The organism is Agromyces cerinus (assembly GCF_016907835.1).
Lineage (GTDB): Bacteria > Actinomycetota > Actinomycetes > Actinomycetales > Microbacteriaceae > Agromyces > Agromyces nitratus.
On the sequence record NZ_JAFBCT010000001.1, the window covers coordinates 1666693 to 1686807 of the forward strand.

The 20115-nt window shown below is 70.8% G+C and carries 19 protein-coding genes; 13 read left to right on the plus strand and 6 right to left on the minus strand.

All coding sequences use genetic code 11. From position 1 onward, the window contains the following. Window positions 1-52: 52 nt before the first annotated feature. Genes JOE59_RS07710 through JOE59_RS07720 form a run of 3 tightly spaced genes read left to right on the plus strand, consistent with a single transcriptional unit; the run spans window position 53 to window position 3437 of the window. Window positions 53-586, plus strand: coding sequence for a hypothetical protein (locus JOE59_RS07710; protein ID WP_204459630.1), 534 nt, complete (start codon window positions 53-55; stop codon window positions 584-586). After that, on the plus strand, window positions 583-2553 hold the full coding sequence (locus tag JOE59_RS07715; RefSeq protein WP_204459631.1) for an ATP-binding cassette domain-containing protein: 1971 nt from the start codon (window positions 583-585) through the stop codon (window positions 2551-2553). The genes JOE59_RS07710 and JOE59_RS07715 overlap by 4 nt, the downstream gene beginning before the upstream one ends. Next, complete coding sequence (locus JOE59_RS07720; protein ID WP_204459632.1) at window positions 2550-3437, plus strand: ECF transporter S component; 888 nt, start codon at window positions 2550-2552, stop codon at window positions 3435-3437. The genes JOE59_RS07715 and JOE59_RS07720 overlap by 4 nt, the downstream gene beginning before the upstream one ends. On the opposite strand, the gene metH is transcribed toward JOE59_RS07720, so the two are convergent. The 3 genes from metH to JOE59_RS07735 form a co-directional block, all read right to left on the minus strand. Beyond that, window positions 3434-7060 (minus strand): methionine synthase, encoded by a 3627-nt coding sequence (gene metH / locus JOE59_RS07725; protein WP_204459633.1) that lies wholly within the window; start codon window positions 7058-7060, stop codon window positions 3434-3436. The two genes, JOE59_RS07720 and metH, sit on opposite strands and share 4 nt — an antisense overlap. Window positions 7061-7157: 97 nt before the next feature. Then, window positions 7158-8042, minus strand: coding sequence for a hypothetical protein (locus JOE59_RS07730; protein ID WP_204459634.1), 885 nt, complete (start codon window positions 8040-8042; stop codon window positions 7158-7160). Between the two features lie 6 nt (window positions 8043-8048). Continuing rightward, complete coding sequence (locus tag JOE59_RS07735) at window positions 8049-8747, minus strand: hypothetical protein (protein ID WP_204459635.1); 699 nt, start codon at window positions 8745-8747, stop codon at window positions 8049-8051. Window positions 8748-9081: 334 nt separating this feature from the next. Here JOE59_RS07735 and msrB point away from each other — a divergent pair, with 334 nt between their 5' ends. The 3 genes from msrB (at window position 9082) to JOE59_RS07750 (ending at window position 11638) form a co-directional block, all read left to right on the plus strand. Continuing rightward, window positions 9082-9543 (plus strand): peptide-methionine (R)-S-oxide reductase MsrB, encoded by a 462-nt coding sequence (gene msrB / locus JOE59_RS07740; protein WP_204459636.1) that lies wholly within the window; start codon window positions 9082-9084, stop codon window positions 9541-9543. Beyond that, window positions 9540-10061, plus strand: coding sequence for a peptide-methionine (S)-S-oxide reductase MsrA (msrA, locus tag JOE59_RS07745; protein ID WP_204459637.1), 522 nt, complete (start codon window positions 9540-9542; stop codon window positions 10059-10061). Before msrB ends, msrA begins: the two co-directional genes overlap by 4 nt. Window positions 10062-10165: 104 nt before the next feature. Next, a complete protein-coding gene (locus JOE59_RS07750; RefSeq protein ID WP_204459638.1) occupies window positions 10166-11638 on the plus strand; it encodes a carboxylesterase/lipase family protein in 1473 nt (490 codons plus the stop codon). A 29-nt stretch (window positions 11639-11667) separates the two neighbouring features. On the opposite strand, the gene JOE59_RS07755 is transcribed toward JOE59_RS07750, so the two are convergent. After that, window positions 11668-12573, minus strand: coding sequence for a serine hydrolase (locus tag JOE59_RS07755; protein WP_204459639.1), 906 nt, complete (start codon window positions 12571-12573; stop codon window positions 11668-11670). Next, window positions 12563-13501, minus strand: a complete 939-nt coding sequence (locus tag JOE59_RS07760; RefSeq protein ID WP_204459640.1) for a LysR family transcriptional regulator — start codon at window positions 13499-13501, stop codon at window positions 12563-12565. The genes JOE59_RS07755 and JOE59_RS07760 overlap by 11 nt, the downstream gene beginning before the upstream one ends. Window positions 13502-13782: 281 nt before the next feature. Between JOE59_RS07760 and bla the strand changes: the two genes are divergently transcribed. Next, window positions 13783-14496: a class A beta-lactamase gene (gene bla, locus JOE59_RS07765; protein ID WP_374191135.1), complete on the plus strand. Its 714-nt coding sequence runs from the start codon at window positions 13783-13785 to the stop codon at window positions 14494-14496. Between the two features lie 81 nt (window positions 14497-14577). Here bla and soxR read toward each other — a convergent pair whose 3' ends face one another. Beyond that, window positions 14578-15060, minus strand: coding sequence for a redox-sensitive transcriptional activator SoxR (gene soxR / locus JOE59_RS07770; RefSeq protein WP_204459642.1), 483 nt, complete (start codon window positions 15058-15060; stop codon window positions 14578-14580). An 80-nt stretch (window positions 15061-15140) separates the two neighbouring features. Here soxR and fdxA point away from each other — a divergent pair, with 80 nt between their 5' ends. The 6 genes from fdxA (at window position 15141) to JOE59_RS07800 (ending at window position 20099) form a co-directional block, all read left to right on the plus strand. Next, window positions 15141-15488 carry a ferredoxin gene (gene fdxA / locus JOE59_RS07775; RefSeq protein WP_204459643.1) on the plus strand — a complete coding sequence of 116 codons (348 nt, stop codon included), beginning with the start codon at window positions 15141-15143 and terminating at the stop codon, window positions 15486-15488. After that, window positions 15485-16006 (plus strand): flavin reductase family protein, encoded by a 522-nt coding sequence (locus JOE59_RS07780; RefSeq protein ID WP_204459644.1) that lies wholly within the window; start codon window positions 15485-15487, stop codon window positions 16004-16006. The genes fdxA and JOE59_RS07780 overlap by 4 nt, the downstream gene beginning before the upstream one ends. Before the next feature lie 61 nt (window positions 16007-16067). Continuing rightward, window positions 16068-16700 carry a superoxide dismutase gene (locus tag JOE59_RS07785; RefSeq protein ID WP_204459645.1) on the plus strand — a complete coding sequence of 211 codons (633 nt, stop codon included), beginning with the start codon at window positions 16068-16070 and terminating at the stop codon, window positions 16698-16700. Between the two features lie 246 nt (window positions 16701-16946). After that, window positions 16947-17357, plus strand: a complete 411-nt coding sequence (locus JOE59_RS07790; protein ID WP_204459646.1) for a GreA/GreB family elongation factor — start codon at window positions 16947-16949, stop codon at window positions 17355-17357. Between the two features lie 110 nt (window positions 17358-17467). Further along, window positions 17468-17839, plus strand: coding sequence for a DUF4180 domain-containing protein (locus JOE59_RS07795; RefSeq protein WP_204459647.1), 372 nt, complete (start codon window positions 17468-17470; stop codon window positions 17837-17839). 88 nt (window positions 17840-17927) lie between these two features. Further along, on the plus strand, window positions 17928-20099 hold the full coding sequence (locus JOE59_RS07800) for an alpha-galactosidase (protein ID WP_204459648.1): 2172 nt from the start codon (window positions 17928-17930) through the stop codon (window positions 20097-20099). Window positions 20100-20115: the final 16 nt, after the last annotated feature.

The window sequence follows — 20115 nt, forward strand, 5'->3', positions numbered from 1 at the left end:
GGTTGTTTCACGCCGCGACGGTGCAGAACCGCTCGTCGGTAGGGTGGTCGACGTGCGATCCCCCCTCCTCTCCCTGCTCCTCGTCGGTGTGCTCGCGTTGAGCGGCTGCGCCGCCGCGACACCCGCTCCGACCGCCGATCCGACCGCCGCAGCGAGCACCGAGGCGAGCGCCGAAGCCGGGGCCGACTGCGATGGGGTCGGCGTGATCGTCGACTTCGGCACGCTCGGGGGCGACGGCGCATCGGACTGCGTCGACGCGAGCGCCGCGATCCCGGCGACGACGGTGCTCGACGAGGCCGGCGTCACGACCGAGGGTTCGGTCGAGTGGGGCGACCAGATCGTCTGCCGGGTGAACGACCGGCCCGGGCCCGATGAGACCGTCGAGGTCGCAGGCGAGGCCTCGTTCGTCGAGTCCTGCCAGTCGATGCCGCCCGCCTACGCGTATTGGGCGCTCTGGGTGAAGTCCTCGGCCGAGGCCGAGTGGGAGTACGCGCAGGAGGGACTCGGCACGCTGCAGCTCGAGCCCGGCCAGAGCGTCGGCCTCGTCTACACGACCGGCACGGAGACTCCGACCCCGGCCGGATGATGCGGTTCCGCGCGGCACCACTGCGCGCGGCGGCGATCGTCGCGGCGGTGTTCGTCGTGTCGCGCGTCGCCTACCGCGTGGTGTTCGGCGGGGCATCCGGTGGCGGAGTGCTGCTCCTCGACCTGCCGCGGGTGCCGCTCGAGGGCCCCTTCGCCCACATCGCGCTCTTCGGACCGGTCACGAGCGGCGGCATCTGGAACGCCGCGGTCAGTGCGCTGCCGTTCGCGGCGGTCATTCTCGCCTTCGGCGTGCTCAACGCGCTCATCGACGTGCAGCGTCTCTTCGTGCTCGGCGCGACCCGTGGCCCGATCCGCGCCGTCTCGCGCGCGCTCGTCATCGCATGGGCCACTGCTCCGGCGCTCGCCCAGTCGGTGCGACGGATGCGTCGGGCCGCCGCCCTTCGCGGTGAGCGCGGGCCGGCAGCCCTCCTCGTGCCGGTGTTCGAGCACACGATCGAACGAGCCCTCGCCCTCGCCGCCTCGATGGAGGTGCGCGGGTTCGCTGCATCCGCTCGACCGACCGCCGACGCCGAACGACCCGTGCGGTGCACCGCGGCCTCGCTCGACCAGGGTGGCGCCTGGCGCCTCGACGACGTCGATCTCGAACTCGCCCCGGGCAGCCTGACGATCGTGTCGGGCGCGACGGGCTCGGGCAAGTCGAGCCTGCTCGACGCGATGAGCGGCCTCTTCCAGCATTTCGAAGGCGGCGTGCAGGGCGGGCGCATCGAGATCGGCGGACTCGATCGGCGCCGGTTCCCGCCCCGCGAGACGGCCGGCTTCGTCGGCGTCGTCGCCCAGCAGGTGCGGCTGTCCTTCGTGGCCGAGACGGTGCGCGACGAGATCGGCTTCGCGCTCACCACACAGGGCCTCGACGCCGCGCGCATCGCCGAGCGGGTGCAGCAGACTGCCGATGCGCTCGGGATCGCCCGGTTGCTCGAGCGGCCCGTCATCGCGCTCTCCGCCGGTGAGGCGACGCTCGTCGCGATCGCCGCGGCCCTCGTCTCGCGCCCGACCCTACTGCTCGTCGACGAACCGCTCGCCGAGCTCGACACGGCGGCGCGACGAATCGTGTGCGAGGCGCTCGCCCGGGTCGCGCACGAGTCGGGCACCTGCGTCGTCGTGGCCGAGCATCGAACCGCCGAGTGGCGAGGCATCGCCGACGCCTGGCTCGCGATCGACGGTGGGCGCGTCACGATCGGCGACGCACCGGCTCTCGCGCCGACGACCCTGCCGGCACCGGCGCGCCGTGTCGACGGCGACGGCGACGGCGACGATCGAGCGACGCCGGGGCGGCGGCATCCGCTCGTCTCGGTGCAGGGTCTCGATGCGCGGCACGGCGACACCTTCGCGGTGCGGGGTGCGCAGTTCACCCTGCACGCCGGCGAACGCGTCGCGATCACCGGAGCGAACGGCGCGGGCAAGAGCAGCCTGCTGGGTGCGATGGCGGTGCCGGATGCCGCGGGCCGCGTGCTGATCGGCGACGTCGACGTCGCCTCGCTCGACCCTGCGGCGCGCCGCCGCGCGATCACGCTCGTGCCCGAGGAGTTCGACGACCTGTTCTTCAGCACGACCGTCGCCGCCGAGTGTCACCGGGCCGATCGCCGGAATCGGCCCGCGACGCCGACCGCCCAGGCCTTCGCAGCGCTGCTCGGCCGCGACCTCGGCGAGGGCATGCTCCTCCGGCATCCTCGCGACCTCTCTGCGGGAGAGCGGCTGTGCCTCGCGATCGCCATCCAGCTCGCCCCCTCGCACGCCGTGCTGCTCGTCGACGAACCGGCCCGCGGGCTCGACGCAGCGGCACGGCGACTCGTGGGCGAAGCACTCGGCACGGTCGCCGGCGACGGCCGGGTCGTGCTGTTCGCGACGCACGACCGCGAGTTCGCCACTCGGTTCGCGAGCCGGGAGCTCGCGATCGAGCGGGGCGCGGTCTCGCCGGCCCCGCTCATGGCCGCGGAGGTCATCGCATGACCGCCACCGAGCCCCGAACCGACCACCGCGTCGCGGCCGACGACGACGCCCGCGGCCCCCGTGCCGTCGTTCGTCGCGAACGAATCACCACCGTGGCGCTCCTCGCCGGTAGCACCCTCGCCCTCGCCGCGTTCGGCTGGCCGCTCGTCGCGACGGCGGTGCCGGCCGATGCGCAGCGGGCCGCGCCGTTCGTGGCCTTCGCGGTGCTGCCGGCGGTGATCGCCGTCGTGCTCGCCGCCCTCGACCGTCAGATGCACTCCGCGAAGGCGGTGGCGCTGCTCGGCGTGCTCGCGGCGATCGGCGCGGGCATCCGCATCGCGGGAGCCGGAGTGGGCGGCATCGAGGCGGTCTTCGTCCTGCTGATCCTCGCCGGGCGGGCGTTCGGCGCCCGCTTCGGGTTCCTGCTCGGCATGCTCACGATCGCCGTATCGTCGGTGCTCTGGGGCGGCATCGGCCCATGGACGCCGTTCCAGATGTTCGCGTGCGCCTGGGTGGCCGCGGGTGCCGGCCTGCTGCCGGCGATCCGGCCCCGGGCAGCGACCACGGCAGCCGTGCGCCGGGCGACCGCCCTCGAGATCGCCATGCTCGCCGGGTACGGCGTCGTGGCCGCCTACGCGTTCGGCCTCATCATGAACCTCTGGTTCTGGCCGTTCGCCGTCGGCACGGGCACCGGCATCTCCTACGACGGGACGGCGCCGATCGGCGAGAACCTCGCCTCGTTCGCCCTGTACTCGCTCGTGACCTCGACGCTCACCTGGGACACGGTGCGCGCGGTCACGACCGTTGTCGGCATCGCCCTGATCGGTCCGGCCGTGCTCGCCTCGCTCCGGCGCGCGAAGCTGCCGTCGCAGCGCCCGTCGACGGCGACGCGGCCGACCCGCTAGACCGAGAAGTACTTCGCCTCGGGGTGGTGGAAGACGAACGCGTCGGTCGACTGCTCGGGGTGCAGCTGCAGCTCCGCCGAGAGCACGACGCCCATGCGCTCGGGCTTCAGCAGCTCGACGACCTTGCGACGGTCCTCCATGTCGGGGCACGCCGGGTAGCCGAGCGAGAAGCGTGCGCCGCGGTAGTGCAGCTTGAAGAGTCCGGCGACGTCGTCGGGGTCCTCCCCGCCGAGGCCGAGCTCGTCGCGCACCCGGGAGTGCCAGTACTCGGCGAGCGCCTCGGTCAGCTGCATGGCGAGGCCGTTGAGCTCGAGGTAGTCGCGATAGCGGTTCTCGGCGAAGATCTTCGCGGTCGCCTCGCTGACCCGCTGCCCGGCGGTCACGAGCTGCACGGCGACGACATCGACCTGCCCGGAGTCACGCGAGCGCACGAAGTCGGCCAGACAGAGGTGGCGGTCGCGGCGCTGACGCGGGAAGTGGAATCGAAGTCGGTCGCCGCCGATCGGGCCCCCGGAGCCGCCGTCGGGGGCGAGCAGCCCCGCGGTGCCGAGCAGGCCGTCGGGGTCGTCGCCGTGATGCAGCACGACCATGTCGTCGCCGTCGGCGACCACCGGGAAGTAGCCGTAGGCAACTGAGGCGTCGAGCAGTCCCTCGGCGAGGATGCGGTCGAGCCAGTAGCGCAGTCGAGGCCGCCCCTCGGTCTCGACGAGCTCGTCGTAGCTCGCGCCGTCGTCGGCGCGGCTGGGCTTCAGCCCCCACTGCCCCATGAACGTGGCGCGCTCGTCGAGGAACGCGGAGTATTCGGCGAGCGCGATGCCCTTGACGATGCGGGTGCCCCAGAACGGCGGCGCCGGCACGGGGTTGTCGGCCGCGACATCCGATCGTTCCGGCATGTCTTCGGGCTCGGTGACGGTGAGCAGTCCGGGCCGGTGGATGCGCTTCTTGAGGGCGGGCAGTCCGACGGTGGCCGGGTCGGCGCCGCGGGCGATCGCGACGAGCGGCTCCATGAGGGCCAGCCCCTCGAAGGCGTCGCGGGCGTAGCGCACCTGCCCGTCGAAGATGCCGGCGAGGTCGTCTTCGACATAGGTGCGGGTCAGGGCGGCACCGCCGAGGATCACGGGCCAGCGCTTCGCGAGCCCCCTGGCGTTCAGCTCCTCGAGGTTCTCCTTCATCACCACGGTCGACTTCACGAGCAGGCCTGACATGCCGATCACGTCGGCGTCGTGCTCTTCGGCCGCCTTGATGATGTCGGCGATGGGCTGCTTGATGCCGAGGTTGATCACCTCGTAGCCGTTGTTCGAGAGGATGATGTCGACGAGGTTCTTGCCGATGTCGTGCACGTCGCCGCGCACGGTGGCGATGACCATCGTGCCCTTGCCGCCGGCGGCGGACTTCTCCATGTGCGGTTCGAGCAGGGCCACGGCGCTCTTCATCACCTCGGCCGACTGCAGCACGAACGGCAGCTGCATCTCGCCCGAACCGAAGCGCTCGCCGACGACCTTCATGCCCTCGAGCAGGTGCACGTTGATGATGTCGATCGCGCTGAGCCCTCCGGCGCGAGCCAGGTCGAGGTCGGCCTCGAGCCCCTTGGCCTCGCCGTCGATGATGCGGCGCTCGAGGCGCTCGCCCACGGGCAGCGCCGCGAGCTCGGCGGCACGCGCGTCGCGGATCGCGGCCATGTCGACGCCCGCGAAGAGGTCGAGCATCGCCACGAGCGGGTCGTAGGTGAGGGTACCGTCGGCGTCGTATTCGCGGCGGTCCCACACGAGGTCGAGAGCGACCTTACGGCGGTCTTCGGGCACCGAGGCGAGCGGCACGATCTTGGCCGCGTCGACGATCGCACTCGTGAGGCCGGCTTCGACCGCCTCGTGCAGGAACACCGAGTTCAGCACCGACCGTGCGGCGGGGTTCAGTCCGAACGACACGTTCGAGACGCCGAGCGTCGTGTTGATGCCCGGGTATTTCGCAGTGATCTGCCTGATCGCGTCGATCGTCTCGATGGCGTCGCGCCGGGTCTCCTCCTGCCCGGTCGCGATCGGGAACGTCAGGGCGTCGACGATGATGTCGTCGACGCGCATCCCCCACTCGCCCACCAGGGTGTCGACGAGCCGCGAGGCGATGCGCACCTTGTTCTCGGCGGTGCGCGCCTGACCCTCCTCGTCGATCGTCAGGGCGATGACCGCGGCGCCGTGCTCCTTGACGAGCGGCATGATGCGGGCGAAGCGGCTCGTGCCGCCCTCGCCGTCCTCGAAGTTCACCGAGTTGACGACGGGACGGCCGCCGATCAGCTCGAGCCCGGCCTGCAGCACGGCCGGCTCGGTCGAGTCGACCACGAGCGGCAGCGTCGACGCGCTCGCGAGCCGCGAGACGACCTCGCGGATGTCGGCGACGCCGTCGCGCCCCACGTAGTCCACGCAGACGTCGAGCAGGTTGGCGCCGTCGCGCACCTGGTTGCGGGCGATGTCGACGCAGTCGTCCCACCGCTCCTCGAGCATCGCCTCACGGAACGCCTTCGACCCGTTGGCGTTCGTGCGCTCGCCGATCGCGAGGTACGAGCTCTCCTGCTCGAAGCTGACGTGCTGGTAGAGGCTCGCGACACCGGGGTCGGCCTCGATGCGGCGAGCGGATGCCTCGGCCCCCCGCAGCCTCGAGACGACGGCGCTCATGTGGGCGGGCGTGGTGCCGCAGCATCCGCCGACGAGGCCCAGACCGAACTCGCGCACGAACTGCTCATGCGCGGTCGCGAGCTCCTCGGGAGTGAGCGGGTAGCTCGCCCCGTTCGCGCCGAGCACCGGCAGGCCCGCGTTCGGCATGCACATGACGGGCACGTTCGAGAACTTCGAGAGATGGCGCAGGTGCTCGCTCATCTCGTCGGGCCCGGTCGCGCAGTTCAGGCCGATCGCGTCGACGCCGAGCGGCTCGAGCGCCGTGAGCGCCGCGCCGATCTCGGAGCCCATGAGCATGGTGCCGGTCGTCTCGACGGTCACCTCGACGAAGATCGGCAGGCGCACGCCGGTCGCCGCGATCGCCTGCTTGCAGCCGTTCACGGCGCTCTTGGTCTGCAGCAGGTCCTGGGAGGTCTCGACGAGGAAGGCATCGGCTCCGCCGCGGATGAGGCCCTCGGCCTGCAGGGCGAACGTCGACTTGAGGTGCGCGTAGCTCGTGTGCCCGAGGCTCGGCAGCTTCGTGCCCGGCCCCATGGAGCCGAGCACCCAGCGCTCACGGCCGTCGCGTGCCTGCCAAGCCTCCGCCCGCTCCCGGGCGATGGCCGCGCCGGCCGCCGCGAGCTCCTCGATGCGGTCGTCGATGCCGTAGTCCGAGAGGTTCGACCAGTTCGCGCCGAAGGTGTTCGTCTCGACGGCGTCGATGCCGGTCTCGAAGTAGGCGTCGTGGATCTGCCCGATGATGTCGGGGCGGCTGACGTTCAGGATCTCGTTGCAGCCCTCGAGCTGCTGGTAGTCGTCGAGGCTCGGGTCGTGCTCCTGCAGCATCGTGCCCATCGCCCCGTCGGCGATGACGACTCGGTGCGCGAGCGCCTCGAGCAGGTGCACCGATCGCTCGGGGCGCACGACGGCCGAGATATCGACGGATGCGGGGGCGGTCTGTGCGGGGGCTTCGCTCACCCGGCAATCGTAGCGAGGGCACCCAACAGCTCCGCACCGGTCGAGACGACGCGGCGCAGTCCGGATCGACTCGAGCGCTTGCGCCGGACGGCACCGCTCACGGCGGGAAGTTGCGGAACTGGAACTGCAGCCGGATCGAGTCGTCGATCGGCAGCACGAGCGTCGTGCTGTGGCTGTCCCATTCGTTGGAGATGAGGAACAGCCGGTCGTCGCCGACGATCAGGAGGCGGAGCCCGAAGTAGCGGAATCGGAACACGTCGTCCTCAGCGACCGGCAGCGCGGATTCGCTCACGTGCGCCTCGTCGGGAAGGAAGAGCCGCTCATGGGTGTCGACGATGACACTCGGCAGATTGACCGGGTCCCGTGCCTGCTGCTGCGCGAGGCCCAGACCCGACCACTGCGCGATCGTGGCCGTCGCCCAGAACACGCACGCGACGACGGCGGCCCAGAGCAGCACTACGACTCCCCTCTGCGGGGCGCGAGCCGACCGGCCCGCGCGAACAAGGAAGCGCAGGGTACCCAGGCCGTAGGCCGCGATCGCGCCCCCCGCCGCCAGCACGAGCGGGGTGACGAGCGGGTAGTAGGGCCATTCGCCCAACAGCGGGTAGGCGAACAGCAGAACGAGACCTGCTCCCAAGATGACGAGGCCGATGACGGTCGACCATTTCACGGCGACCGCGAAACCGGGCCGGTCCGAGCGGCGCCGGATCACCGCGTGCACCGCGATCAGGCCTGCGCCGAGGAGGGCGAGCACGAGGAGCGGAACGAGGAGCGGCTGTGGGCTGCGCATGACGTAGTCCTGTGTGCTCAGGCCGATGACGTCGACATCGATGCCGAAGTAGTCGTACTGGGCGCGGGAGGAGACGTAGCCGAAGTAGAACAGCAGCGCGCCGAGGAGCGTGGCCGGCGCGATCACGCTGCCGAGCACGTTCATCCAGCGTTCAAGCTGCGCCCCGCCTTGCTGCTCGCCCGTCTCGGACATCAGGCGTCATTCCGCCGGGTCGTCCGTCGGGTCATCGGTCGGGTCGTCCGTCGGGTCGTCCATGGGGTCGTCGATCGGGTCGGCAGGCTCTGGTGCATCGAGGGGGATGCTGACCCCTGGTTCCTGCGCGACCGCGAGGAGGAACGCGGTGCACTCCTGGCTTTCACCCTCGACGCAGTCGACCCGACCCGAGACGGCGACGACGAGCTCGGTGTCGGCAGAGCTCGGCGGATTGCCCGTCGGCGCGATCGCCAGCTCGCACGTCTGGCGGTTCCGGTCGACGCCGAAGACGTATCCGATGCAGGGCGGCTCGCTGCCGCTGCACCCCACTTCGGCGAGCGCATAGACGTCGTCCGTGAAGCTGGCTCCCGTGACCGTGACCTGCACGCCCTCCGGGATCTGGGCGGCGTCCGCGTCGACGATCCAGTTCACCGTGACGCACTCGTCGGCGAAGGTCTCCTCGTTCTGCGTCGCGTCGCCGCCGATCGGGAGCTGCGGGAGCTCCACCGCAACTGCCTCGCCGCCGGGATCGGGCGGCGGCGCTGCCGACGTCGTGCTCGGCGCCGACGAGCTGGGGATGCTCGGTGTCGCCTCGGGCTCGAAGGGCTGCGCGACGGCGCAGCCGACCAGAGCCGCCCCCAGCAGAGCGACCTCGGCGAGAACGGCGCCGATGCCCGAGAACCCCCGACCGTGCTTCGCAACCATGACATCCTCCCTACGGAGGGTGACGACGAAGCGATGCGGATGTCGGTCGCGTTCGCTCCTGAACGCCACTGATGTCCCGAGTATCCCGCACAGCGGAGAGCCCGGCAACAGGGTCATCCCTGATGCAGCCGAACGTCCGCAGTGCTGCGGTGCACCACGGCTGCCGGGAGACGACCTCGCGCATCGGCGGCGCAATCGGGGTCGGCCTCGTTGCGCGTGGATGCACGTTCACAGCGAACCCACAGCCGCGCAGGCCGATTCGCGGAACACGATCGCGCTCGCCATCGTTTTCTCTGGTGACGCCGCAGCCAGCGGCGCCGATCGAGGAGGAGACGTGTCACAGGACTACCGGAAGACTCCCGAGGCCATCGCCCGCCTCACCCCGAAGCAGTACTCGGTCACGCAGGAGGACGGCACCGAGCCGGCGTTCCGCAACGAGTACTGGAACAACCACGAGCCCGGTATCTACGTCGACGTCGTCTCGGGGCAGCCGCTGTTCGCCTCGACCGACAAGTACGAGAGCCACTCGGGCTGGCCGAGTTTCACGAAGCCGATCGAGCCCGAGGCCGTCACCGAGAAGACCGACCGCTCGCTGTTCATGAAGCGCGTCGAGGTGCGGTCGAGCGGGGCCGACAGCCACCTCGGCCACGTCTTCGACGACGGCCCGGCCGAGGCCGGCGGGCTGCGCTACTGCATGAACTCCGCGGCCCTGCGTTTCGTTCCGCTCGCCGAGCTGGACGAGGCGGGCTACGGTCGATACCGCGCACTGTTCGAGAACCAGGAGAACGCACGATGACTGCACGAACCGAGACCGCGATCCTCGCCGGCGGCTGTTTCTGGGGCATGGAGGATCTGATCCGCAAGCGCCCCGGGGTCATCAGCACCCGCGTCGGCTACACGGGCGGCGACGTGCCGAACGCGACCTACCGCAACCACGGCACCCACGCCGAGGCGATCGAGATCGTCTTCGACCCCGAGGTCGAGTCGTTCCGCGACCTCCTCGAGTTCTTCTTCCAGATCCACGACCCGTCGACGCTGAACCGCCAGGGCAACGACCTCGGCACGAGCTACCGCTCGGCGATCTTCCCGACGAGCGACGAGCAGCAGGCCGTCGCCCTCGAGACCATCGCGGATGTCGACGCCTCGGGCCTCTGGCCGGGCCCGGCCACGACCGAGGTCACGCCCGCCGGCCCGTTCTGGGAGGCCGAGCCCGAGCACCAGGACTACCTGGAGAAGTACCCGAACGGCTACACGTGCCACTTCGTGCGGCCGGGCTGGAAGCTGCCGAAGCGCGACAGCGAGCCTGCGGCGTAGCTCCACCACCACTCGAGCCCCGGCGATCGATGGATCGTCGGGGCTCGACTGCGTCCGGCGACTGCGTCTAGCGCGAACCGGCGCCCGACCGGCAGGATGAGCTGGTGCAACCACTCAGCGACGAGCGGGCACCCCTCGAGGGTGTCATCGAGACCTCCACCGGCGCCCTCAGCGGCGAGACCATCGACGGCATCGCCCGGTACCTGGGCGTTCCGTATGCCGCACCGCCCTTCGGCGAGCGCCGGTTCCGTCTGCCGGAACCGGTCGAACCGTGGCAGGGGGTCCGCGACGCGACGGCCTTCGGACCGACCGCTCCGCAGGCGCCCTATGCCGGAGCACTCGGCGAACTGCTGCCGACGGTCGCGATCCCGGGCGACGAGATCCTGCACGTCAACATCTGGGCACCGGCGGATGCCGCGGGCGCGCAGCTGCCCGTCATGGTCTGGATGCACGGCGGATCGTTGAAGCACGGGTCGAACGCGCTGCCCGGCTACGACGGGTCGGCGTTCGCCCGCGACGGAGTGGTGTTCGTCTCGGTCAACTACCGACTCGGCACCGAGGGCTTCTCTGTGCTCGAGGGCGCTCCGCTGAATCTCGGCCTGCACGACCAGCTCGCCGCGCTCAGATGGGTGCAGCGCGAGATCGCCGGATTCGGAGGGGATCCCGACCAGGTCACGGTCTTCGGCCAGTCGGCCGGCGGAGCGACCGTCGCGGCCCTCGCCGCGTCGCCCGTCGCGAATGAGGTGATGCAGCGGGCGATCGTCATGAGCGGGCCGCTCGAGGTGAAGTCTCCCGCCGATGCGGGCAGGATCACCGGGCTCATCGCCCGCGAACTCGGCGTGCCCGCCACCCGCGACGCCTTCGCGGCGATCGATCCCGATCGGCTCGTGGCGGCGCAGGCCAAGGTGCTCGCGGGCAGCTCGCCGCTCGGCGGCGGTCCGGCGTTCACCATCGCGACCGACGACGACCTCGTGCCCGCTTCGCCCGCCGACGGCTTCGCAGCCGGCGCCTCGTCGAACGTGCCGCTCCTCATCGGCACGACCACGGAGGAGTACCGCCTCTGGCTCGTGCCGAGCGGCGCCGTGGACAAGATCACGCGCCTGCACCTGGCCCTCGGCCGGCGCGCTGCGAAGATCTCGGCGGCTGCCGTGCGCCGGTACCGCGCCAACCGGCAGGGGGCGAAGCACGGCGAGGTGTTCGGCGCGATCCTCACCGACGTGCTGCTGCGGCGTTCCGAGTACCGAGTGGCCGATGCACGGGCGGCGGCCGGCGCACCGACGTGGGTCTACGAGTTCGCGTGGCGCAGCCCGGTGCGCGACCTCGGCGCGGCGCACGCCGTGGAGCTCGGGTTCGTCTTCGACGGGCTCGCCGCGCCCGACTCGGTGGCGCTCGCCGGGGCATCCGCGCCGCAGTCGCTCGCCTCGGCCATGCACGAGGCGTGGGTCGCCTTCGCGACCGCCGGCGAGCCCGGCTGGCCGCGGTGGGGCGCCGAACGCACTTTGCGCATCTTCGACGGCGTCGACGACCCGGTCGCTCCGGCACCCCGACTCGATGAGCTGCAGGAACTCGGCGGCTGAGGCGCTCGGGCCGTCCGGCGGCGGCGCAGTCAGGCTGCGGCCGATCGCACCCGATCGTGCAGGAGCTTCGCCGCGAGCCCCAGCGCCTGCTCGGCGGCGGGCTGGCGCTGCGCCGGCACGGATGACTCGCTGAGCACCGCGATGGCGAGCGCATGACCATCGGCGTGCTCGAGCACGCCGACCTCGTGGCGCAGGTGCAGGAACGTGCCGGTCTTCGAATGCCACGCGGCGTCGTCGGACTCCAGGTCGGGTGCGAGTCGCTGACGCATGACGTTCATCGCCAGCAGGCCGCGCAGTCGGTTCTTCTGGCCGTCGAGCAGGGGCGACCGCCAGATGCGGTCGAGGAGCTCGACGCACGCGTTCGCGGTGCCAGCGTTCGCGCTCGACACGTCGAGCTGGGGAATCAGGTGGCCGCCACCCCGGGTGGACGCCCGGATGGCGAGTGCGAGTGCCTGCGGCATCTGCTCGGGCGGCAGCACGCTCGCGAGGGTGCGGTGCAGCTCGCGGATCGAGTGCCGCACCGTGATGCCGGCGATGCCCGCCTCACGCAGCGACGACGTGACCGCAGCGGGCGGGCAGAGGTCGAAGAGGGCGTCGGCCGCGGTGTCGTCGCTCAGGCACACGGCCATGTAGAGGAGGTCCTCGATCGAGACGGTGGTCGGATGCCGGAACCGGGAGTAGCCGGTCTGCCCGGGCGTTCGATCGGACGGTTCGAGCATCACCGGCCCGGCCGGGTCGAGCCGCCCGTCGTCGATGCGCTGCAGCACGGCGAGCGCGAGCGGAAGCTTCACGACGGAGGCGAGCGGGTAGGCGTCGTCGGCCGCGATCGACAGCTGTCGGCCGCTCCCGAGATCGCGCACCACGATCGAGGCGCGCAGGCCAGCCGAATGCAGCACCTCGCCGGCGTCGCGGAGCACGGCGCGATCAGTCTGCATGCGCCCCGCCTCGCGTCGGTCGGGTCTCGGAAGGACCGCCCGCGACCGGGGCGGACTGCAGCAGCTCGGCGACGTCCGCACCGGCCACCTCGAGGAATCGAGCGAGGAGCTCCCGCTCGCGCCCGGCCAGGGCGTACCCGCGCACCAGACGCAGATCTCCGAGTGCTCGCCATCGAAGCCCGTACACGACGGCCTCGGAGCTCGTGCAGAGCACCAGGTCGTCGCCGCCCTGCCCCGCCGCCATCGCGGTGATGAGCGAGGGCGCCGTTCGCAGCTGGGTGGGCGCGAGTCCCGCGCCGTTGCGCACCCGCTCGAGGCGATCGCGAACGTGCGGCACGTCGTCTTCGGGCGCCAGCCAGAGTCTGACGAGCGAGCGGATGCCGCGGCGCGGCCGCAACTCGGAGAAGAAGAAGTCGCCCTCCGCATGGCTCGTCCCCGCGCTCGCGATACCGAGCGGCACCGCCCAGCGGGCGCGATCGGGCGCGACGGGCTCGAGGTTCAGCGAGGTGCGCCCTGCCGCGAACGCCGCCGCCCGCTCCGCCGGAAGCCCCGGCACGAACTCGACGGTCATCGACCGGCTCGATGCCGCGGCGGCGATCCTCGCGGCCACGGCGGTGTCGAAGGCGTGCGGCATGCCGATCGTCACGGGGAGCCGGTGCGACCGCTCGGCGTCCTCGGAGAGTTCGAGCGCCGCATCGACGAGTTTGATCGCGCTCGGCAGCACCCCGCGACCGAAGTCGGTCAGCACCACGCGGCGCGAGGTGCGCTCGAAGAGGCGTGCTCCGAGGTGCTCCTCGAGGGCCGCGATGCGCCGACTCGCGACGGATTGGGTGACGCCGGCTCCGATGGCGCCGGCCGTGAAGCTCTCCCGCTCGGCGACGGAGACGAAGGCCTCGCACGCGGCCCGCAGATCGAGGTGTCGCGCCATGCATGCGATTCTTGCATCGATCACGTCGATTCGGCCTTTGCCAGCATCGACGGGTCGCCGACAGACTCCCGGACATGACGAATCGACCTTCCAGCCAGCTCTCCCGACGATCCCTGCTCGCCATCGGCGGCCTCACCACGGCCGGTGCGGCCGCCGCGGCGTTCTCGACGACACCCGCGTTCGCAGCACCGGCCGCACCGGCGGTCGGCGGCCACCGGCGCCTGACGGAGGCCATCGCGGAACTCGAGCGGGCGACATCCGTCACCATCGGCGTCACCGCGATGTGGCACGACTCGCGACGGGCCTTCCGCTACCGCGGCGCCGAGCGCTTCCCGATGTGCTCCGTGTTCAAGACGCTTGCGGCCGGCGCCCTCGTGCAGGCACGGGGCTACGACGACGTCTACTGGGCGAAGCCGATCCCGTTCACCCTCGCCGATGTCGTCGGCAAGGACACGAGGCTGAATCGGAAGACCTGGCAGGCCACCCCCGAGGAGATGGCCGACGCCGCCATCCGCTACAGCGACAACACCGCCGGCAACCTGCTGCTGCGCGAACTCGGCGGGCCGCAGGCCGTGACGGAGTTCGCCCGCTCGCTCGGGGCGACCCGAACCCGTCTCGATCGACCGGAACCGGAGGTCAACGAGGCCACGCCCGGCGACGAGCGCGACACGTCGACACCCGATGACATCGCGTTCCTCCTCCAGCTCCTGCTCATCGACCAGGGCGCCGGCGCCCTCACCACCGCGCGGCTTCAGGAGTGGATGCTGCGGAACACGACCTCGGGCCAGCGGATCCTCGCGGGCCTGACGCCGCCGTTCGAGCTCGCCGACAAGACCGGTCTCGGCAGCTACGGCGTCGTCAATGACGCCGGGGTGATCTGGCGTCCGGGCGAGGAGGCGTTGACACTCGCGATCCTCACGCGCACCGATCGCGCCGATGCTCCGAGCAACCACGACGTGCTCGCCGACGTCACGCGGCTCATCGTCGCGGCCTGACGAGACGGCGAGCGGTCCCGCTCGATCCTGAACCTCGGGCGACGAGCTCGACCGACGACCACGTGCTCGGAGCCGCCCCGCTCAGAGGCGCTGCGGCCCCGACCCGTGCTCGCCGAGCTCGTCGTCGGGGTTCAGCAGTCGGCACGCCTTCATCGAGAGGCAGCCGCAGCCGATGCATCCGGTGAGCTCGCGTTCGAGTTGTTCGATGCCGAGCCGGCGCAGCTCGAGCTGCCGCTTCCAGCGACGCGATGCCCGTTGCCAGTCCTCGTGACTCGGGGTCGTGTCGAGCGGCACGTTCTCGAACGCCGTCTGCACGTCGGAGAGCGGGATGCCGAGCCGCTTTGCGACCGAGATGAGCGAGACCCGGCGCAGCATGTGGCGCGGGTAGCGCCGTTGATTGCCACCGGTGCGGTGCGAGGCGATGAGCCCGAGGTCCTCGTAGAAGCGCAGCGCCGACGGCGCCACCCCGGTGCGCCGGCTCATCTCGCCGACGGTGAGCAGCTCGTCGGGCGCGTGCTTGCCGGCCGCTGCCGGTTCGGCCTCGAGTGCGTCATGCTGCGACATCCGACCCCCTCGTTTTGACTTCAAGGGTACTTGAGGTTTTACGGTAGAGGCATGCGAATCGTGAAGTCGGTGACCGCCAGGTGACGTATGTGATCGCGCTGCCATGCGTCGACGTCAAAGACAAGGCCTGCATCGACGAGTGTCCCGTCGACTGCATCTACGAGGGCGAACGCTCGCTCTACATCCACCCCGACGAATGCGTCGACTGCGGCGCCTGCGAACCCGTGTGCCCGGTCGAGGCCATCTACTACGAAGACGACCTCCCCGACATCTGGGCCGACTACTACAAGGCCAACGTCGAGTTCTTCGAAGTGTCCGTCGGAGGGGCTGCTCCCCTCGGCTCGCCCGGTGGAGCCGCCAAGATCGGCATGCTCGCCTTCGACCACCCGATCATCGCGGCGCTGCCGCCTCAGGAGGCGCACGCATGACGGATGCCGCCATCGACCGCCGAGCCACCGCAACCGCCGACGCGTTCAAGGCCGCGTTCCGCGACCACCCGGCAGGGGTCGCGCTCATCACCGGCATGACGCCCGACGGTCCGGTCGGCCTCACCGCGTCGAGCGTCGCGTCGGTCTCGGCCGAGCCGGCCGCGCTGTCGTTCTCGGTGACCCGGGCCACGGGCTCGGCCGGCGCACTGCTCGCCGCCGACAGCATCGTCGTGCATTTCCTCGGCGCCCACCACGTCGATGTCGCTCGCGCCTTCGCCCGCTCGGGCCAACCCCGCTTCACTCCCGAGCAGGGCTGGTCGCGTCTCGAGACCGGCGAGCCATGGCTCGCCGACTCCCCGGCAGCGCTCCGCTGTCGTACGCTGCACGTGGTGCCGGTCGGCGGGTCCTCACTCGTCGTCGCCGAGGTGCTCGACGTGTTCCTCGGCGAGCAGGCACCCTCGCTCGTCTACCGTGATCGCCGCTTCCACCGCCTCGACCAGGCCGCCCCCGAACTCTGACCCCGTCGTCCAACCCCGCCGCATCGCACCCGCGAGCGGCACGTCGAAAGGAAGCATCCGGATGCCCGCCTATTCACTGCCCGAACTGCCGTACGACTACTCCGCGCTCGAGCCGCACATCTCGGCGACGATCATGGAGCTGCACCACTCGAAGCACCACCAGGCCTATGTGACGGGTGCCAACACCGCGCTCGAGCAGCTCGCCGAGGCTCGCGAGAGCGGCAACCTCGCGAACGTCAACAAGCTCGAGAAGGACCTCGCGTTCAACCTCGGCGGCCACATCAACCACAGCGTGTTCTGGCAGAACATGTCGCCCGACGGCGGTGGCTCCCCCGAAGGCGAGCTGGCTGCGGCGATCGACGACGGCTTCGGCTCGTTCGACGCGTTCCGCGCGCACTTCACCGCGACGGCGCTCGGCGTGCAGGGCTCGGGCTGGGCGGTGCTCGCCTGGGACAGCGTGGGCGCCCGCCCCGTGATCTTCCAGCTCTTCGACCAGCAGGGCAACGCGCCGCTCGGCGTGACCCCGCTGCTGCAGCTCGACGTCTGGGAGCACGCGTACTACCTCGACTACCGCAACGTCCGCGCCGACTACGTGAAGGCCTTCTGGGAGATCGTGAACTGGGCTGACGTGCAGGCGCGATTCGCAGCCGCCAGCACCGCCACCGACGGCCTCATCGTGCCGAGGGCCAGCTGAGCACTCCGCCCGAACCCCCTCGCGCGCCACGGCGCCGGCGGCGACCCCGCCGGCGCCCGTCGGTCGCGCTCCTCGCCGTGCAATTGCGGCGGTACGGACTCCTCGCACTCATCCTGCTCACCGCGATCGGCACACTGATCGCCTGGCTGAACCAGTAGGCGGTATCCCTCTCGAGCCGACTCGACTAGGCTGGGAAGTTCTGTTCCAGACGACCCCGCGGGGTCGCCGAAAGGGAGGAATTCCGCGATGACCACGGAATCCGTGTGGATGACCCCGGCCGCACTCGAGCGGCTCGAGGCGGAACTCGTCGAGCTCTCGCGGCCCGGCCGAACGCTGACCGACACCGAGCAGGCGCGAGCCACCGAGCTTCGTGCCATGGTTCGCAACGCCGAGGTGGGCCTGAAGCCCGACGACGGGCTCGTCGAGCCCGGCATGCGAATCACGGTGCGGTTCGACGACGACGCGGAACCCACGAGCTTCCTGCTCGGCAGCCGCGAACTCGCCGACCTCGATGCGACCGTCGACCTCGATGTCTACTCGCCGACCTCGCCGCTCGGCGCGGCGATCACCGGCCGCTACGTCGGCGATGCCGTCACCTACCAGGCGCCGAACCGCGCCGTGCAGGTCACCGTGCTCGAAGCGGTGCCGTTCGGCTGATCGGTCGCGAGACGAGCGGATGCCGCGGGTGCACGCCACCCGCGGCATCCGCTCGTTTGCTGCGCCCGTTTCCTGCGCCGTTTCGCGCACGCCGGGTCTAGCGTGGGGTCATGCCCATCGAAGAGCTCCACGGAGTGCGCGTCGATCGTCTCGACGTCGACGGCCCGGTGATCGCGACCGACGACGACACCTCCGACCTGATCGGTGGTGCCTGGTCGAGCCGGGCGAACCTCATCGCGATCCCGGTCGAACGGCTCGACGAACGGTTCTTCGACCTCTCGAGCGGCTTCGCCGGCGAGGTGCTCGGCAAATTCGGCAACTACCGCCTGCGCGTCGCGATCGTGGGCGACGTCTCGGAGCACGTGGCGACGAGCGACGCGTTCGATGCGTTCGTGCGGGAGACGAATCGCGGCGACGCCGCATGGTTCGTGCCGGATGTCGCGGCGCTCGAGGCGAAACTCGCGGGGCGAGCCCGCCGCTGACCACCAGTGCGCCTCAGGCGGACTGGCGAGCGCGCGCGGGACGGAAGTTCTGCTGGATCAATGCAAGATCTTGCTTGATACTTGCAGCATGTCTCATTCGGTAGTGCACCTGACCTCCGCCGGCGTCTCGTTGCTCCTGCGCATCCACCCCACGGGTCTGCCGGAGGTGACGCACTGGGGCCGCGAGCTCGGTGAACTCACGCCCGACGAACTCCAGATCGCGTGCATCGTCGCGGAGCAGGTGGCCACGTCGAGCGGCCCCGACACGCGACATGCGCTCACGATCGTGCCGGAGCACGGCGACGGATGGTTCGGCAGGCCCGGCGTGGTCGGCAGCCGCGACGGCGGCGCCTGGTCTCCGCGCTTCACCGTGGTCGAGACCGTCCTCGACGGCCGGGTGATCGCAACCGACGACACGGTCTCGAGCGGAGCGGGTCGACTCGAGATCCGCGCACGTGACGACTGGGCCGCGCTCGAGCTCGAACTGGGCATCGAGATGGAGGCATCCGGAATCGTGACCATGCAGGCCACGATCCGCAACACCTCGGCCGACCCGTACCGTCTCGACGCGCTGCGACTCGTGCTCCCGGTGCCGACGTATGCGAGCGAGGGGCTCGACTTCGCCGGACGCTGGGGCAACGAGCGGTGGCCGCAGCGGTTCCCCGTCGGCTACGGCGTGCACTCGCGTGAATCCCGTCGTGGACGCACCGGCTTCGATGCGGCGCTCCTGCTCTGCGCCGGCACACCCGGCTTCACCTTCCGCCACGGCGAGGTCTGGTCGATGCACGTCGGTTTCAGCGGCAATCACGAGCACTCCCTCGAGCGCACGTCGAGCGCCGCAGTGCTCGGCGGCGGCGAGCTCCTCCTGCCCGGAGAGGTCGTGCTCGCGACCGGTGAGGAATATCGATCACCGGTCGTCTACGCCGCATACGGCACAGGACTCGACGGCGTCGCAGCCCGTCACCACGCGTCGCTGCGCGCCCGGCCGCACCATCCGCGATCGGCGCGTCCCGTCACCCTCAATGTCTGGGAGGCCGTCTACTTCGACCACGACTTCGACAAGCTCGCCCGGCTCGCCACGATCGCGGCAGACCTCGGAGTCGAACGGTTCGTGCTCGACGACGGCTGGTTCCTCGGGCGTCGCAACGATCGCGCAGGCCTCGGCGACTGGATCCCCGATCCCGCCGTGTGGCCGAACGGCCTCGACCCGCTCGTCTCGCTCGTCACCGGCCTGGGCATGCAGTTCGGCATCTGGGTCGAGCCCGAGATGGTCAACCTCGATTCCGACGTCGCTCGCGCACACCCCGACTGGATCATGCGGGCGCGCGACACGCTGCCGATCGAGGGGCGCAACCAGCAACTGCTCGACCTCACCGATCCCGCGGCGTACGAGTACCTCAGAGACCGGTTGTCGGCACTGCTCTCGGATTCGCGCATCGGCTACCTCAAGTGGGACCACAACCGCGATCTCGTCGAGGCCGGCAGCGGGCGCGACCTCACGCCCGCGGTGCATCGTCAGACCTTGGCGACCTATCGGCTGATGGACGAGCTCCGGGCCGCGCACCCCGGCCTGGAGATCGAGAGCTGCAGCTCGGGCGGCGGCCGCGTCGATCGCGGGGTCATCGAGCACACCGATCGCGTGTGGGCCTCCGACAACATGGACCCGCTCGATCGGATGCGGATCATGACCGGCACCGGCCTGCTGCTGCCCCCCGAACTCATCGGATCGCACATCGCGTCGCCGACGTCGCACACGACCGGCAGGACGCATCCGCTGCCGTTCCGTGCCGCAGTGGCCCTGATCGGCCATCTCGGCGTCGAATGGGACCTCACGACCGCCGCACCCGAGGAGCTCGCCGAACTCCGCGGATGGATCGAGCGCTACGTCGGCCTGCGGCAGCTGCTGCACACGGGCGAGGTCGTCAACGGCGACCGTGCCGGGCAGGACGCCGTCGTGCGCGGCGTGGTCGCCGCCGACGGATCCGAGGCGTTCTACACGATCATCGCCGCAGAGCACGGACCCGACTCGACGCTTCGATTGCGACTGCCCGGACTCGACGCGACCTCGCGCTACCGGGTTCGCGCCGAGATGCCGGGGATGACGGAGGTCGAACTGGCGGAGGTCGACGGCATCGGCGCGTACGGACTCTTCTCCCCCGTTCCCATGGCGCTGCCGGGTGGCATCCTGATGACATCCGGGGTGGAGATTCCGGCGTTGCGCCCGGAGACGGCCGTGCTCGTCCACCTCGAGCGCGAGTGATCGAGAACGTCGTGTC